The organism is Yinghuangia sp. YIM S09857, assembly GCF_051388915.1.
GTDB lineage: Bacteria > Actinomycetota > Actinomycetes > Streptomycetales > Streptomycetaceae > Yinghuangia.
Map to the genome: position 1 here is coordinate 37331 of NZ_JBPKBH010000027.1, position 15718 is coordinate 53048.

The 15718-nt window shown below is 69.5% G+C and carries 16 protein-coding genes and 3 pseudogenes; 8 read left to right on the forward strand and 11 right to left on the reverse strand.

From position 1 onward, the window contains the following. Positions 1-3: 3 nt before the first annotated feature. From ACRX5S_RS36765 to ACRX5S_RS36780, 4 genes are all read right to left on the reverse strand, one after another. Positions 4-630 (reverse strand): hypothetical protein, encoded by a 627-nt coding sequence (locus ACRX5S_RS36765; RefSeq protein WP_436777593.1) that lies wholly within the window; start codon positions 628-630, stop codon positions 4-6. 259 nt (positions 631-889) lie between these two features. Further along, on the reverse strand, positions 890-1327 hold the full coding sequence (locus ACRX5S_RS36770; RefSeq protein WP_436777594.1) for a DUF4259 domain-containing protein: 438 nt from the start codon (positions 1325-1327) through the stop codon (positions 890-892). A 59-nt stretch (positions 1328-1386) separates the two neighbouring features. Then, positions 1387-2985 (reverse strand): ISL3 family transposase, encoded by a 1599-nt coding sequence (locus ACRX5S_RS36775; protein WP_436777595.1) that lies wholly within the window; start codon positions 2983-2985, stop codon positions 1387-1389. A 342-nt stretch (positions 2986-3327) separates the two neighbouring features. Next, positions 3328-3783: a MerR family transcriptional regulator gene (locus ACRX5S_RS36780; RefSeq protein WP_436777596.1), complete on the reverse strand. Its 456-nt coding sequence runs from the start codon at positions 3781-3783 to the stop codon at positions 3328-3330. Between the two features lie 24 nt (positions 3784-3807). Here ACRX5S_RS36780 and ACRX5S_RS36785 point away from each other — a divergent pair, with 24 nt between their 5' ends. After that, the gene (locus ACRX5S_RS36785) at positions 3808-4518 is read left to right on the forward strand and encodes an SDR family NAD(P)-dependent oxidoreductase (protein ID WP_436777597.1); all 711 of its coding nucleotides are present in this window, start codon (positions 3808-3810) and stop codon (positions 4516-4518) included. A gap of 44 nt (positions 4519-4562) precedes the next feature. Beyond that, a pseudogene (locus ACRX5S_RS36790) lies at positions 4563-5583 on the forward strand (IS481 family transposase); the annotation flags it as partial. 108 nt (positions 5584-5691) lie between these two features. Here ACRX5S_RS36790 and ACRX5S_RS36795 read toward each other — a convergent pair. The 3 genes from ACRX5S_RS36795 to ACRX5S_RS36805 all read right to left on the reverse strand — a co-directional run bounded on the left by ACRX5S_RS36795 (position 5692) and on the right by ACRX5S_RS36805 (position 7831). Next, the gene (locus ACRX5S_RS36795) at positions 5692-5868 is read right to left on the reverse strand and encodes a hypothetical protein (protein WP_436777665.1); all 177 of its coding nucleotides are present in this window, start codon (positions 5866-5868) and stop codon (positions 5692-5694) included. Between the two features lie 193 nt (positions 5869-6061). Then, positions 6062-6514: a GlcG/HbpS family heme-binding protein gene (locus ACRX5S_RS36800; RefSeq protein ID WP_436777598.1), complete on the reverse strand. Its 453-nt coding sequence runs from the start codon at positions 6512-6514 to the stop codon at positions 6062-6064. A gap of 54 nt (positions 6515-6568) precedes the next feature. Then, complete coding sequence (locus ACRX5S_RS36805) at positions 6569-7831, reverse strand: MFS transporter (RefSeq protein ID WP_436777599.1); 1263 nt, start codon at positions 7829-7831, stop codon at positions 6569-6571. A gap of 104 nt (positions 7832-7935) precedes the next feature. Here ACRX5S_RS36805 and ACRX5S_RS36810 point away from each other — a divergent pair, with 104 nt between their 5' ends. Together ACRX5S_RS36810 and ACRX5S_RS36815 are read left to right on the forward strand one after the other, a co-directional pair. Next, positions 7936-8388, forward strand: coding sequence for a MarR family winged helix-turn-helix transcriptional regulator (locus tag ACRX5S_RS36810; protein ID WP_436777600.1), 453 nt, complete (start codon positions 7936-7938; stop codon positions 8386-8388). Positions 8389-8391: 3 nt separating this feature from the next. Then, positions 8392-10168 (forward strand): annotated as a pseudogene (locus ACRX5S_RS36815) (transposase); the annotation flags it as partial. A gap of 185 nt (positions 10169-10353) precedes the next feature. On the opposite strand, the gene ACRX5S_RS36820 reads toward ACRX5S_RS36815, so the two are convergent. Beyond that, positions 10354-10770: a recombinase family protein gene (locus tag ACRX5S_RS36820; protein ID WP_436777601.1), complete on the reverse strand. Its 417-nt coding sequence runs from the start codon at positions 10768-10770 to the stop codon at positions 10354-10356. A gap of 17 nt (positions 10771-10787) precedes the next feature. After that, on the reverse strand, positions 10788-11183 hold the full coding sequence (locus ACRX5S_RS36825; RefSeq protein WP_436777602.1) for a recombinase family protein: 396 nt from the start codon (positions 11181-11183) through the stop codon (positions 10788-10790). 497 nt (positions 11184-11680) lie between these two features. On the opposite strand from ACRX5S_RS36825, the gene ACRX5S_RS36830 reads away from it, so the two are divergent. Beyond that, complete coding sequence (locus ACRX5S_RS36830; protein ID WP_436777603.1) at positions 11681-12415, forward strand: dienelactone hydrolase family protein; 735 nt, start codon at positions 11681-11683, stop codon at positions 12413-12415. Positions 12416-12558: 143 nt separating this feature from the next. Here the strand turns inward: ACRX5S_RS36830 and ACRX5S_RS36835 are convergent, their stop codons facing one another. Beyond that, positions 12559-13116, reverse strand: a complete 558-nt coding sequence (locus ACRX5S_RS36835; RefSeq protein WP_436777604.1) for a Tn3 family transposase — start codon at positions 13114-13116, stop codon at positions 12559-12561. A 224-nt stretch (positions 13117-13340) separates the two neighbouring features. Then, positions 13341-13481, reverse strand: a pseudogene (locus ACRX5S_RS36840) (MerR family DNA-binding transcriptional regulator); the annotation flags it as partial. A gap of 124 nt (positions 13482-13605) precedes the next feature. Here ACRX5S_RS36840 and ACRX5S_RS36845 point away from each other — a divergent pair. The 3 genes from ACRX5S_RS36845 to ACRX5S_RS36855 are packed head-to-tail and all read left to right on the forward strand — an operon-like array spanning position 13606 to position 15595. Next, positions 13606-14001 (forward strand): GntR family transcriptional regulator, encoded by a 396-nt coding sequence (locus tag ACRX5S_RS36845; RefSeq protein ID WP_436777605.1) that lies wholly within the window; start codon positions 13606-13608, stop codon positions 13999-14001. Further along, positions 13998-14897 carry an ABC transporter ATP-binding protein gene (locus ACRX5S_RS36850; RefSeq protein WP_436777606.1) on the forward strand — a complete coding sequence of 300 codons (900 nt, stop codon included), beginning with the start codon at positions 13998-14000 and terminating at the stop codon, positions 14895-14897. Before ACRX5S_RS36845 ends, ACRX5S_RS36850 begins: the two co-directional genes overlap by 4 nt. Then, positions 14897-15595, forward strand: coding sequence for a hypothetical protein (locus tag ACRX5S_RS36855; protein ID WP_436777607.1), 699 nt, complete (start codon positions 14897-14899; stop codon positions 15593-15595). Before ACRX5S_RS36850 ends, ACRX5S_RS36855 begins: the two co-directional genes overlap by 1 nt. Positions 15596-15718 lie beyond the last annotated feature (123 nt).

The window sequence follows — 15718 nt, forward strand, 5'->3', positions numbered from 1 at the left end:
CGGTCAGCCTTGCCCGGTTCGACGCAGCACTTCCGCGAGGTGGCTGATCCCGGGGATCGGGGTCCCGCCGTTCTTCTCGAAGAGGAGGGCTTCGGCCAGGCCGAGCTTTTCTCCGCCGGGCAGGGTTCTGCTGCCCGTCCAGACCAGCGCCTGCAGTTGCCGGTTGTCCACTTCGAGGAACCGAGTCATAGGCTCCAGGGCCCGGTCCGTCCGCGCGCACCACCGGGCCACTTCGGTCCAGAACCCGTCCACGGTGTTCCAGCAGACCATGGATCGGGGGCCGAGCAGCGACCGGATCTCCTCGGACGAGCGCATCGCGGCGAGGCCGTGGGAGGAGAGGTTCTGAAGGTCCTCCAGGAACGAAACGGCGCGTTCATACTCCGACTCGTTTGCCAGTTCCTCTTCAAGGACGGTCAGGACGTCGGCGATGGCCTCGTTGTCCCTGCGAACCACCCGAAACGCGACTTCCCGGCAAACCTCCCGGTCGCTGGTGTCAGCCAGCGACCTCCGCGGGATGCCCGCCGCCTCCAGAAGCCGTCCCGACAGCCCGGCCGGCCGCCGACGCCATGGCATCCGCATCAGGTCCCCTCCAGTCGCCGTCCCGACAGCCCGGCCGGCCGCCGACGCCATGGCATCCGCATCAGGTCCCCTCCAGTCGCACTCCGCGTCAGCCCGACTGCGGGACGATCAGCCTCGCATAGCGCCGAAGCGACAGCGCTGGCGGGCTAGCGCAGCGAAACCGACACTCCCCGGAACCTTCGGCGCCTTCAAAACTCGCGAACATTCGAGCCGCGGTCACGACTCAACCGCCTTCCAAACTCGCGGACGAACGCCTTCACGAGTCAGGTTCTGGCTCAAGTTTTGTGATCGGTAACGCTGTGTGCTGCAGTCAGAGTTCGAAGAGCGGTTCCTCCAGGCGCTCCGGCTCCGGGGCCAGAACAGCGCGCAGGCGACGAACGCTGTTGCGCCATGCCGGGCCGTCGACTGTCTCGTCCCAGAGTTCGGCGAGCTCCGAGTTCTCGGCGACAACTCGGTCGAGTGCGTCGACGGCCAACGACCGAAGGTCGTCGGGGAAGGTCGGAACGGGCTCGTCAGGCCCGTAGCTTGTGCGGATGGGCTCGCCGCCCGGGCACTGGGCCGCGACGAGCGCGGCGGCGGCGACCGCCTCGGCCCCTTCCGGGCTTTCCAGGTAGTCCTGGGTCTGGACAGCTTGCACGAGCGCAGAACGCACCACGCCTTCGCGCTGGTCGGGGGCTGCCTCGTCGAGGTTGTCGGCGAAGTCCGCAGCCGTGTCGTTCTCGAACGGCCCGATGTCCCAGGTGCCCACGGTGGCGTCTCCTCATGTCCGGGTGCGGTGATCATGGCATCGGGCGGCGACACGGCCTGTCACGGTGCGAGTAGGACACGTTTCCGCAAGAGTTCGAAGCCGGCTCGTCCGAACATTTGGCGTTTGAGCATCTTGATGCGGTTGACGTGGCCTTCGACGACGCCGGAACTCCAGGGCAAGGTGAGCCCGGCGGTGACCGCGGCGAGGTCGCGTTCGAGGCCGACGGCGAAACCGTGGAGCTTGGGGAGATCGTCGTCACGGACGGCGCCGAGCCATGAGGGCAGCAGGTCGCCGCGGCGTTCGGTGAGGATGCGGGCGAAGGCGCGGACGTGGCCGGTCAGAGCATCGACCTCGGGGCAGCCTGCGAGTACGGCCTTGAGCCCAAGGCGTTCTTGTTCGTCGAGGCTGTCCGGATGGCGCAGGATCCATCCGGCGACGGTGTGCGGGGTCGGCGGCCGGGGAGCGACCTGCCCCGGCTTGGCACGCTTGTCGTGGATGTAGGCGCGGACGCGCCCGTAACTCCCCAAGTAGCCCTGGGATTTGATCTCCTCCCAGAGCTGCCAGGCATTGGTGCAGCCCTCGGCCCAGCGTCGGTCGAGGTGGGCCTTGAAGGGATCGAGCTTGCTCGGCCGTCCCTGCCACTGGCCGTGGAACAGGGATTCAGGGGCGGGAGCGTCGGCGTACTTCAGGACGGTGTTCTGGCCTATGCGCAGTCGCCGGGCGATGGCCCGGCGACTGTGACCTGCGGCGAGCAGTTCGTGGACGGCTGCATGTCGGGCCCGGGCGCGGTCGGCGAAACGGTGTCCGGTCGGCCACGGCTGCTCGGGCGTCGGATCGACTTCAGCAGCAGGTGACGCCTCGGATGCGTCCGGCGGGACGGCCCGCAAGCAGGCGCGATGCGCGGCGATGCAGCGTTCGGCGACTTCGCCGAGGTTGTGCCACAGATGCCAGCGGTCCGCGACCTGCACGGCCTGAGGCGCGCCGGTGGTGGCCGCGTCGATGTAGAAGGGAGCGCGGTCCCGGCAGACCACCTCGATCCCGGGACGCGAGGCCAGCCACGCTGCCACGGTGCCCGACTCCCGGTCGGGCAGCAGATCAACCGGCCTGCGCGTTTCGACGTCGACCAAGACGGTGCCGTAGACACGGCCCTTCCGCAGCGCGAACTCGTCGATGCCGACCACCCTCGGCGATGCACTCGCAGGATCGGGCAGCGCACCCAGGATCCGCAGGATCGTCGAACGGCTGACCTGGATGCCGATGAGATCGGCGATCCGGGCACCCGCCCGGCCGGCAAGCGCCAGGCCCAGGCCGACCAGCACCTGTCGCAGGCGTTCGGTCCAGCGGCCATGTCGGCGAGTCAGTCCTGGTATCTGCTCGACGAACGTGCCACGCGGACAAGTCGGTTCGTCACACCGAAACCGCCGCACCCGTAGAGCGACGACCACCCGTCTGCCACCGACAGGCAGATCCGAAGGGACGCGTCCGTACGAGCCGTGCACCCTCGCCGACCAGCACCCGCAGCCCGGACAGGCAGCCCGGTGAGCGCGGCTGCGGGCCGTCATCCGCACGACCTGCCCCTCGACGCTGGCCGCCTCCACCACGAGGTCTGGAATCCCGTCAAAGCCGAGTAAGCCGCCCGGCGCGGCGCTAATGCCCATGGTCGAAAGGTGGCGAATGCGGAGCCTGGATTGACGGGCCCAACCACGGCCTGACGAAGCGTCAGGTCAACCACGTCGGCGCGGGCACACACAACGGCGCGCAACTCACACCCACGCAACCCATCGCGCCATCAACACTCGGTCACGACTCCACAGAATCTGAACCAGAACCACGAGTCACGGACATAGCCACCCGCCATCGCCGGCGCGACGGTCGTCGCCGCCTACCTCAACCCGCCCCTCGGCGCGGCGATCGGCGTCGGGGTCGCGGTGCTCCTGGCCGTGCTAGTTGTTGCTGGCCAAGAGGTTGCTGACCCTCGGTCGGAGCGGGGCGCGTGAGGCTCACATCTGTCGGGGTGGTGCCCACAGGGTGTCGGCGTCGCCTGCTTCGACTCGGCCTTGGTAGACGTCGATCTTGTGCTGGATCAGTGTGAGGTTCTCCTGCAGCTCTGCGATGGTCTCGTTGACCTGGTCTCGGTGCTTCTCGAGGACGGCGAGCCGTTCCTTTTCGTTGCCCCGTCCTTCGGCGACGAGATCGGCGTAGTGACGGATCGCCTGGATCGGCATGCCGGTCGCTCGTAGGCGGGTGCAGACACGGATCCAGTCGAGGTCGATCTTTCGGTAGCGGCGTCGACCGCTGGCGGTGCGGTCGACCGTCGTTACCACCAGGCCCGCGCGCTCGTAGTAGCGGAGCGTGTGGACAGAGACGCCGGTCAGCCGTGCGGCATCTCCGATGGTGGTGCCCGGCTCAGCCTCTTCCGAGGCTCGGCCGCTGGATGGTGTGTTGACTTCGAGCACGCTCTAAAAAATAGCGTCTGCCGCATGACGAGAACACTGATCACAGGAGCGAACAAGGGGCTCGGGCTAGAGACCGCCCGGCAGCTCACGGCCGCAGGCCACACCGTCTATCTCGGATGCCGCGACCTCGACCGCGGCCGATACGCCGCCGCGCAGATCGGGGCGACAGCTGTGCAGGTCGACGTCACCGACGAGATATCGGCGGTCGCGGCGGCGCGGTTGATCGCGGGCGAGGGCGGGTTGGACGTCATGGTAAACAATGCCGGGATCGCGCCCGAGTGGCACGCAGACGGGACTGTCACAGGCGCCCACGAGCTCACCGCCAAGTTGATGGAGCAGACGTTCGCCACCAACGTGTTCGGGGCCGTCCGGATGCTTCACGCGTTTCTCCCGCTGCTCGCGCAGTCCCCGGCACCGGTGGTGGTGAATGTGAGCAGCGGGCTCGCGTCCCTAGACAGGGCGACCACGCCGGGGGCACCCGGCTACGGGTATCCAGGTGTCGCATACCCAGCTTCCAAGACCGCACTCAACATGGTCACAGTTCAGTTCGCCAAGGCCTTCCCCATGATCAGGATCAACGCCGTTGAGCCCGGCTTCACCGCCACCGACCTCAACGGCGCGGCCGGCCACCAATCCGTAGAGCAGGGCGCCGAGATCATCGTCAAGATGGCACAACTCGGGCCCGGTGGCCCCACCGGAGGCTTCTTCAGCGCCACCGGACCCCTCGCATGGTGAACGAGAGCCACCACACGTCCAACGAGCGCCCGGCGAGCAGACCAGTGCCACCACCACGCGCCGCCTCGGCGACCCTCCACCGCAACGCGCCTCTTTCGCCCGAAGGCCGAGGACGACTCGTCGAGCGTTGTCGCACCCGTCCCATCGCTCACGTGGCGGCCGAGATGGGCATCTTCCGGGCCACCGCCTCGAAGTGGGTCAACCGCCATCGGCGCTTCGGCGACCTCGGGCTCCTCGATCGGCCCTCGACCCCGCACCGACAGCCCAGCGCCCTGGGCTCAGCGATCGTGGCGCAGATCGAGCAGACGAGGCGCACTCATAAGTGGTCGGCCTTGCGCATCACCTTCGAGCTCCAGGCCGACGGCGTCACCATCAGCCGACGAACGGTGACCCGTCACCTTGCAGCCCTCGGTCTGAACCATCGCCGCTTCATCGACCCCAACGGGGACACCGACCGTGAGCCGCGCAAGATCACCGCGCGACGTCCCGGGCACATGGTCCACATCGACGTGAAGAAGGTCGGGCGCATCCCCGACGGCGGCGGCTGGCGGGTCCACGGCCGCGGGAGCGATGCCGCCAAGGCCACCGAGCGCACCAAGACGAAGACGAAACGAGGCGGCTACGTCTACCTTCACTCCGCCATCGACGGCTTCTCACGCCTCGCCTACATCGAAGCCCTCCCCGACGAGAAGGCCGTCACCGCGATCGCGTTCATGCACAGTGCGCGCGCGTGGTTCACCGCCCACGGCATCGTCCGTATCGAGCGCATCGTCACTGACAACGGAGCGTGCTATCGCGCCGACGCGTTCGCCCGGGCACTCCTGGGGCACGACACCAGCGGATCACGCCGTACACGCCCCGCCACAACGGGAAGGTGGAGCGCTACAACCGGATCATCTCCGAGGAGTTCCTCTACGCCGGCACTGGACCTCAGAGGAGCAGCGCCGAGAAGCCCTCGGGGCCTGGAACATCCATTACAACTACCACCGGCCGCACAGCGCCGTCGACGGCCCCCCAGCGTCCCTACTGCTGACCGGCGTCAGCAACGTCATGGCCTCCTACAGCCTGTGCCCGCCACGACGTGCTGTCCGCCGGGTCGCCGCCCACGAGCTCCATGCCGGGAGCGCCCGCCGTCGGCTGCTAGCGCTTTTTCACGCGCGCCGCCGCGCGGGCTCACTCGGCACGCCACACCTCGTGCCGCCGCCGATGCCCAAAAAGATCGGCCTGCGGCTCGAAGAAGTCCTCGTTGGTACGGCACGCCCGCAGCCGCCATATCAGATCGCTGAGCACCGGCAACAGACGCCGCTGCGCCGGATGGTTCGCGGCGCCGCTGACCTCCCCGTCCGTCATGCTGCTGAGTGGTCGCATGATGCATGGTCCCGCGTACCACCAGTGCAAGCACCGGGATTCCGTGCTCGGTACCACGTGGAAGGTTCTCCTCGCCGTCGACGGTGTCCTTCACCCGCACCGAAGGCGCGGACGGATGGGCCGGCCCGCGCCGAGCGCAGGCGCGGGCCGGGGGCTTGAGGGGGACGCGGCCTGCTCAGGCGATCGCGGCCAGGGCGGCGCGGGCGATCGCGACGTCGTCGCTCCAATGCCCGCCGCAGACCCCGATCCCGCCGATGACGTGCCCGTCGACGGAGATCGGGATGCCGCCACCGAAGGTCACGACCCGGTCGATCTGGGCCGGGGCACCCATGGCCAGTGGGGCGTCGTCCTTGATGAACTCGTGCCAGGCGTCGGTGGCCATCCCGAACCCGGCGGCGGTGTAGGCCTTGTCGGCGGCGACCTGCACGGTGATCACACCGGCGCCGTCCATACGGGCGAAGGCCACCTGGTGACCGCCGGCGTCGACCACCGCGATCGAGAACGCGATCCCGGTCGGCTCGGCGGCGGCGATCGCGGCGTCCACGATCGTGCGGGCGGCAGCGAAGCTCAGCGCCGGGACGGTGCGGACGATCGGGGTGGCGGCGACGCTCAGGGTGGTGGTGTTCATGGCGTGTTCCTTGTCTTGATTGCTGTCGTCTTCTTCGTGGCTTGATACGGGTGGTCAGCGGGCCGGGGCCGGCTCGGTGGCCGGGACGGCCGCAGCAGGCCCGACTGTCTTGGCGCGGCGGGCCTCGACGGGGATGACGGCGGCGGCGATCAGCGGCATCACCGCGGCGCCGGCGAAGGCAGCGCCGTAGCCGGTGGCCGCGACGATGGCGGCCATGACCGGCGGGGTGGCGGTGCCGACCGCGTTCTGCACGGTGTTCTGGATGCCCAGTGCCCGCCCGGCCCAGGCCGGGCCCGCGTGTTCGGCGACGGCGGTGAACGCCAGCCCGTTCGGGCTCACGGTCAGGATCGCGGCGGCGGCCAGCGCGGCGATGGCTGCCGTCGATCCGGCCTGTGCGCTTGCGGCCAGCATGGTCACGACGACCGTAATGGCGACGGTCAGGGTGCGCATCGGCCGCATCCGCGAGCCCGCCTTGTCAGACCACCAGCCTGCGGTCAGGCGCATCGCGGCCCCGCCGAACTGGGTGATCGCCAGCACGTGCCCGGCGGCGGCCGGGCTCCAGCCGCGGGCGTCGGTCAGGAACACCAGGGCGAAGGTGGCAACCGTGAACTGCGGCACGATCAACAGCGCACTGGCGGCGTGGATCCGCCACAGCGCTGAGCCCCGATAAGGCGAACCGGAAGCGACGGCCTGCGTCTTCACCGCACGCTTCGGGTCGCGCACCAGCACCGCGACCAGCACGGCCGCCACGGCGGCGAAACCGGCCAGGAACACCAGCGCCCAGGATCGGCCGTGCGCGGACAGGCCCGGCAGCGCGATCGCCGCGACCGCCACACCCAACGGCTGCGCGGTCTGCCGCAGCCCCATGGCCAGGCCCCGCTCAGAAGGGGCGAACCAGCCCAGGATCAGCCGCCCAGAGGAGGCATGCACCGAGGCTCCGGCCGCGCCGGCCGCGACCAGGCTGGCCCCCAGCCCCGCCGGCCCGGATACCATGCTCCCCACACTCAGGGCGATCGCGGCCAGGCCCAGGCCAGTGGCCAGGACGATCCGCTCGCCGAACCGATCGGCCGCGGCCCCCCAGGCCACCAGCGTGGCCAGCATCCCGGCGGTCGGTGCAGCGGCCAGCGCCCCGGCGGTGCCCAGCGACATCCCCTCGTCGCGAAGCACCGGGATCAGGTAGGCCAGGCCGAACTGGAACGCACAGCCGGCGACCATCGCCACCAGCCCGACCGCGAGGACGAGCCACCGCCGCCGATCAGGCCGATCACCGGTCATGGCCGCGGTCGTGGACATGCGTCGTGGTGTGGTCGCGGGCATGGCTTTCTCCCTCAAATGCCTACTGTTCGATGGCTTATAGCTAACAGCATGCTGGCTGATGGAAGCAAACCGGCGAACGGCCGACGGCTGATAGGATCGTGGGCATGCACTACAGTGAGCGGCTTCTCGGCTACGTCAAGCGCGCGGAGCAGACCACGCAGGCGGCCAAGGAACACGTCCTGCGCGACCACGGCATCACCCCCGCGCAGCAGACCGCGCTGGCGATCCTGTCCGACCACGACGGCATCACCGCCGCCGAACTGGCCCGCAAGTCCGCCGTGACCCCGCAGACCATGAACAGCACCCTCGGCCGGCTGGAGAAACGCGGCCTGATCGCCCGCACCCCGCACCCGATGCACGGCACCCTGATCGAGATCCGGCTCACCGACGCCGGCCGGGAGCTGTTCGCCCGCGCCGACGCCCGCGTCGCAGACCTCGACACGGTGCTGGCCGCCGACCTCACGGCGAAGGAGCTCGACACCCTGAAGACGCTGCTCGCGAAAATCGCCGAGACCGCCACGGGCGTCATCAGCACGACGGGCGGCCAAAGCCGCTAGATCCTGGCGGCCGCAGTCGCGGCGCTGTTCGAGCTGACGCCGCCGCTGGACTCCGACGCCGATGCCGCGTGGCGGGCGCTGCTGGTGTCCCCGGTTCGGCACCGTGCGGCCGTTCTTGAAGCTGCTGACCGAGATGGTCGACTTCGGCGCCACCCCGGAGGGCACGTCGGTCCTGGTCGCGCTGCGGTCGCTGCCCGAGCTGATGGGCCGCAAGAAGGTCACCCCCCGTCGATATCGACACCGGCCTGCTCACCGGGTCATGGCGGCGCCTGGTGCTGCACGGGCCGGGTCTGGAGCCGGGCACGGTGGACTGGAAGGCGTACGTGTTCTGCGTGCTGGAGCCAGTTCCACCGGATGCTGCGCCGGCGGGAGGTGTTCGCGAAGAACTCCTCCGAGTGGAGCGACCCGCGGGCCAAGGTGCTGGCCGGCGACGCGGGGGAGCGGACCCGGCCGACAGTGCTTGCGTCGCTGAACCTGCCCGCCTCGCCTGACGCGCACCTCGCGGCGCGGGCCGCGCTCCTGCACGGCACCTACCGCGAGGTCGCGGACCGTGTGCCGGCCAATGCACAGATCACGTTCGACGACGCGGGGCGGCTGCACTTCGCGGCGGAGGTGTTTGCCTGGACCGGGGCCGATGCCGCGTTCACCGCGGTCACCGGCGGCGAGGCGCGACTGAAGGAACTGCACGTGACTATCGCCGCGCTGCTGGTCGCGCACGGCTGCAACGTCGGCTACACCCCGGTGATCGGCGGTGTCGACGCGCTGAAGTACGGGCGGTTGTCCCGGCGAACGCCACGCTCATCGAGCACCAGGCGGCCATCCCGCTCGCGCAGGCGTGGGGCGGCGGGTTGGTCGCGTCCGTCGACGGCATGCGGTTCGTCGTGCCGGACCCAGCGTGTACGCGCGGCCGAACCCGCGCTACTTCGGCCGCCGGGGCGGCGCCACGTGGCTGAACCTCCTCAACGACCAGGCCGCCGGGCTGGGCGGCAAGGTGGTGGCAGCACCCCACGCGACTCCCTGTACGTGCTGGACGTCCTGTACGACCGCGACGGCAAGCGGCCGGAGGTGGTCGTCACCGACACCGCGTCGTACAGCGACATCGTGTTCGGGCTGCTGACCCTGGCCGGGTTCGCGTACGCGCCGCAGCTCGCCGACCTGCCCGACCAGAAGATGTGGCGGATCGACCGCACCGCGGACTACGGCGCGTTCCAGGACGCGGCGCGCGGCCGGGTCGCCCCCGGCCGGATCGCCCGACACTGGGACGACATCCTGCGGATCATTGGCTCGATCCACACCGGCGCGGTGCGCGCGTACGACGTCATCCGCATGCTCTCGCGCGACGGCCGCCCCACCCCGTTGGGGACGCCATCGCGCACTACGGGCGGATCTCCAAGACCCTGCACATCCTGCGCCTGGCCGACGAACCCGACTACCGCCGCCAGATCAAGGTCCAGGCCAACCTCCAAGAGGGCCGGCACGCGCTCGCCCGCAAGATCTTCCACGGAAAGCACGGGCAGCTCTACCAGCGCTACCAGGACGGCATGGAAGACCAGATCGGGCGCTGGGCCTCGTCCTCAACGCGCTCGTCCTGTTCAACACCCGCTACATGGATGCCGCCGTGACGAAGCTGCGCGCAGACGGGTTCGACGTGCGCGACGAGGACGTCGCCCGCCCTTCCCCGTTCGCCCGGAACCAGGTCAACATGCTCGGCCGGTACTCTTTCCGGCTCCCCGAACTGCCCGGCCGCATGAGGCCCCTGCGCACCCGGACGGCCCGCTGAGGAGTACCCTCACGGCCGACCTGGGCCGGGCGCGGTAGCCACGGTGCTGGCCGCGTTTCGACGCGCAAGACTGGCGGCGGTTCGGGCGGGGGCACTGCGTCGGGTCATGGGCGTTAACGGGGTGTGACCCAGATACGCGTCAAAAGGGCAATGAGTTGATCTTGAAGCCCTGAAGGCGTCCGGACTCATTCGGTGCTGTCGGCGTCCTCGACGAGGATGCGGTAGACGGTGGCGACCGAGGGCCGCTTGCCCTGATTCTTGCCCGAGGTGATGACCAGCTTGCGGGCGACCTCGGGGACGGGGACCCCGTTGGCCCGCAGGCTGCGGGCGTACGCGGCCATGTCGTCGTCGACAACATTGGGACGCCCGCCATGGCGGCCTCGCTCGCGGGCGGACGCCTGGCCCTCCAGGGACTTCTCCCGGATGTACTCGCGTTCGGACTCCGCCATGCCGGCGAAGAACGCGAACAGGGCGGCGCCGTGTCCGGACGGGTCGTACACCCCCTGAAGGAGGCCGGTAAGGAGTGCGAGCTGGATGTCGTGGTGGCGCAAGTCCTCGGCGATGGCCAGCAGTTCGGCGGCGCCGCGGCCGAGGCGTTTCATCTCGTGCACCGTGAAGATCACCCGCTGGTGCGGGACGGCCTTCTTGATCGTGCGGGCCGCCGTCCCACGCGGTGAGTTCCGGGCGCTTGGGCGGGCGTCCGTCGCCGGAGGAGCGGGGCGAAGTCCATCGCCTTGACGAATTCCGGCCTCACCTTGACCCGGGTGCTGATCTTCTCCGAGAAGACCGGATCACAGCCCGCCTCTTCCAGGGCGTCGAGCTGGCTCTGGAGCTCTTGCTGAGCGGTACTGCAACGGGCGTGCCCCACCCTCGTGGGCTTCGTCGCGGCCTCCGGCACCGCGGCCTCGATCGCCGGGCCCTCCTCCCACGCGCGGCCGGGGCCGCGGTCGGCAGGGGTGCGGACTTCGAGTTCGGCACGGAGTTGGGGGCGAGCATGAACCGCGGGGTGTGGCACTTCGGGGCGACCTTGCCGCCGCGGGTACGGCAAGTGCTTCCGGCGGGCACCTCACAGGTCGGACAGTCGAACTGTTCGACGACGGCGGCCGGTTCGGCGAGCTCTGGCACGTCGCAGAACCTATCGCGAGGGGCATTGTGCGAAAGCTGTTTTGCGAGAGGTTGTGAGAACAAAGATGAGGGGCAAACCGGACACGGTCCGGCGTGGGTCGCGGTCTCTCAGAACTACTCATTTCTGCGAGTACGCAGCGTGACGGCCGTTACGTTCTGCTCCCAGTCAAGTTGTCGCACCGGATGGTCGGGGCGGTGGACTATGTTGTGGGGATGATTACCGGGATGGCATTGCGCCGCACACGGATTGGTGACCCGGTGCTCTTCTGAGCATCGTACGGGCCGGTGTGGGCCCGCTCTTCGATCGAGGTTCTTGCGCCCCTGTGCGGGCTCCGCCTCCGTCGTGTTGATCACAGGCTCGGCACATCAACCACGACAGGAGATTTCATGCCCATCAAGACGCTGCAGATTCCCACCGCGGACGGCCAGGCCGACGCGTTCGCCGCCTTCCCCGATGGTGGCGGGCGGTACCGGGGGGTGCTGATGTACGCGGACGGCTTCGGTATCCGCCCCGTGCTGCGGGAGATGGCCCGCGAACTGGCCGGACACGGGTACTACGTGCTCGTCCCCAACCTCTTCTACCGGCACGGCCCGGCTCCGGTGATCGAGCTTCCCGAGCACATTGGCGATGAGGTCCGGCCTGCTGTCTTCGCCCAGCTGATGCCGATGATCGAGGCGCACACCACCGAACGTGTCCTGAGCGACGCTGACGCCTATCTCACGTTCCTCACCGCTCAGCCCGAGGTCAGCGCCGGACCGGTCGCGGTGACCGGCTACTGCATCGGCGGCCTCCTGGCGACACGCACCGCCGCGGCCCACCCCGGCCAGGTGGCCGCCCTCGCCGCATTCCACGGCCCGGTGGGAGTCGACGGACCCGACAGCCTCTCGAAGCTCACCGCCGAGGTCCACTTCGGCCACGCCGAGAGCGACTTGACGCCCGAGGCCCTCGGCGAGCTCAACCAGGCCCTGGATGCCGCAGGTGTCAGCTACACCTCCGAGATCTACCCCGGCACCATCCATGGCTTCACCATGTCCGACACCGACGCTTTCAGCGCCTTTGGGCTGAAGCGTCACTGGGACCGCCTGCTCCCTCTTTTGGGCCGTGCCCTGGGCAACAGCTGAGGCTCCGGCTCGGAGACCGCACCTGAAGTACACGGCTCTGCGCCGGCTGGCCAATGCCGCCTGGGGCCGCCCCCGCATTGTGAACGACCGGTGATCCACCGTGGTCGCAGGGCCGCCCCCGCCAGCGCGGGGGCGGCTCCGGTTCAGGCGGCAGTGCCGAAGCCAGCTGCGACTTGGTCCTGCTCACGCAGCGGGGTGAAGTCGACGTCCAGCTTCTGGTCGTACGCCTCGGGCTGGAGGCCGAGCTCGTGCGTGGAGTACTCGCCGAACCGGTTGATGTGTTCCGTCAGGTACGGAGAGATACGGGCCAGCTCCTCCGGGCCGATCTCCCAGCCCTCCTCCAGCAACTGCCGGACGATCTCCGCGATGTCCAAGGCGCTATGGAACACCACGGCGTTCGTGAGCAGCGCGTTGAACTTCATCGCCTTCTCCTGCTCGACCGGGTCGTTGTCGGTGATGACGCCGCGGTTGCCGAACCCCAGCCACTGGGAGAAGCCGTTGAACGCCTCGACCTTGTTCGTCGCTGCGGTCGCCCGCCGGCGCAGCGGCGCGTCCGAGAGGTAGCGCAGCAGTTGCTCGGTGCGGATCACACGGCCGACCTCGCGGAACGCGGTGTAAGTGGCGTTCTTCCGCGATCCCGAGCGCAGCCGCTTGAGCAGCGTCGACGAGGAGATCGCCCCCTCCCGTACGGAGATGGCCACCCCATCAGGTGCCGGAACTGGGACTCGATCAAGTCCCAGTCGATGACGTTCTTGCCCGGCTCCCCGAACAGCGCGCCGGTGTGTTGGTGGGCACCGCGTGGCTACTTGATCATCGGGGGCTTTCGCGCGCGACGCTCCCAACCCAGGAGCTCGCCTGTTCCCTGATCGTCGGTTTCCGCCCGGGGTGCGGGCGGATCTGGTACCGCGGCGGCTGACGGTGTGTGCTGGCGCTTGGCAGCAAGGTCATTCGCCCAGTAAGCCCGGTACCCGGCCGCGGTCCGCGCGGACGGCCGGACCAGGCCGATCTCGTCGTAGTGATGCAGCGTCCGGACGGTCACGTCGGCCAGCTCGGCCAACCGCCCCACGGTCAGGCGCTCTTCCACGCCAGTGACGATGCGGCATCACGCCGAATGAGGGTCAAGCGTCCGCCCCCGCGTGCTCGCGCACTGGTGTATGGGTAAAGTAGTGAACCAGTAGAGCAATGGAGGCATGATGTCACTGCTTGACGGCGACGGCCCGATCTTCGCCCAGATCGCTGCCGAGCTAGCGAACCAGATCGCCGACGGAACGGTGGGCGAGGGAGAACGGGTCGCGTCCAGCAACGAAATCGCGGCGTTCTACCGGGTCAACCCGGCCACGGCGGCGCGCAGCCTCACCGTGCTCGCGGAGCAGGGCCTGGTGGAGAAGCGGCGGGGTGTCGGCATGTTCGTCGCGAAGGGCGCGCGGGACCGACTGGTGCACGAGCGGCGGCGCCACTTCGCCGACCGCTACCTACGCCCGCTGGTGGTGGAGGCGGCACGGCTTGGGATCGGCCTTGACGAACTGCTCGGGCTGGTACGCGAGGAGTTGGCTTCGGTCGAGGTGACGACGGGGGCGAAAGCGTGACCCCGGCGATCTCGGTCACCGGCCTCGAGCGCCGCTACCGCGACCACCAGGCTCTGACCGATCTCACCTTCGAGCTCGACCCGCCATCCATCACCGGGCTGCTGGGCCGCAACGGCGCTGGGAAGAGCACGCTGCTGCGCATCCTGGCCGGCCGGGAGTTCGCCACCGCCGGACGCGTGCGGGTCTTCGGGGCCGAGCCGCTGGAGAACGACGCGGTGCTGCGCCGGATGATCCTCGTGCGCGAGGACCAGACCTACCCCGACCTGCGGGTCCGGCACGCGATCCGGGCGGCGTCGCTGCTGTACCCGAACTGGGACGCCGAACTGGCCGACATGCTGCTCGACGCCTACGAGCTGCCGGTGGCCCGGTCGATCAAGAAGCTGTCACGCGGCATGCGCACCGCCCTCGGCATCACCATCGGACTGGCCGCCCGCGCCGAACTCACCCTGTTCGACGAGCCGTACGCCGGGCTGGACTCGGTCGCCCGCGCCCTCTTCTACGACCAGCTGCTCGCCGACTACACCGCCCACCCGCGGTGCATCGTGCTCTCGACCCACCTCATCGACGAGGCCGCCGAGCTCCTGGACCGGGTGCTGGTCCTGGACCGCGGCCGGCTCGTCCTCGACGCGCCCGCCGACGACCTGCGGGGCACCGCCGCGATCGTCACCGGCCGGGCCAGCAGCGTGGACCGGCTGATCGCCGGCCGCACGACGCTGAACCGGCGCTCGATGGGTGCGCAGACCACGGCGGTGGTGGTCGGCCAGCTCGACGCACGCGACCGCGAACTCGCCCACCACCTGCACCTGCGCCTGGAGCAGGTCACGCTCCAGCAGCTCGCGGCCTACGCGGCCGAGCACGATGACCGAGCCGACGTCACGGCAGCGAGGACATCCTGATGCGCTCCACCCCAATCGTCGCCGTCGTGCGCTACCTGCTCCTCGACCGCGTCACCTACCTCGTACTGCCCTGGGCATGGGCGGCCTTCGGCTTCGTCCTTGACGTAGTGATCCTGCGGCTCGTCCCGGCCGGACACGGCGACCACCGCTGGGTCGGAGGTCTGGTCGCGGTTCCGCTCGTCATGCTCGTCGTGGGCGCGCAGTCGATCGCCCGCTCGCTGCCGTTCGCCCTCACCCTCGGGGTGAGCCGACGCACCTACTTCCTCGGCGCCACGGCACTCGCCCTCGCCATGTCCGTGGGCTTCGGACTCGTCGTCGCGATCGGCCGGGCCCTCGAACGCGCGACCGGAGGCTGGGGCATCGGCATGGCCTACTTCCGCGTCCCCCACCTACTCGACGGCCCCTGGTACCTGTCGTGGCTCACGGCGACGACCATCTTCGTCCTCATGTTCATCTACGGAATGTGGTACGGCCTGGTCTACCGCCGCGCTGGACTGCCCGGCACCACGGCCTTCGGCGCGGCGCAACTCGGCGTGCTGGCTGTCGCCGCGCTCGTCGCGACGTGGGCGCACGGCTGGACGGGCATCGGCCACTACCTCGGCAGCCTCACCGCCACCGGACTCACCGGCGCCCTCGCCGCTGTCGTGGCCGTCCTGCTCACCGGCGGCTTCGCCACGATCCGACGGATGACCATATGAGCACGACAGAGACGGCGAAGACACGGCGTGCGGCGCAGGCCGGGCAGGGCAGCGGGCAGATCGCACCGCTCGACCGGCGGGTGTTCGCCGTCGCGGGGGTGGTCTTCGCCGCGCTGATGGCAC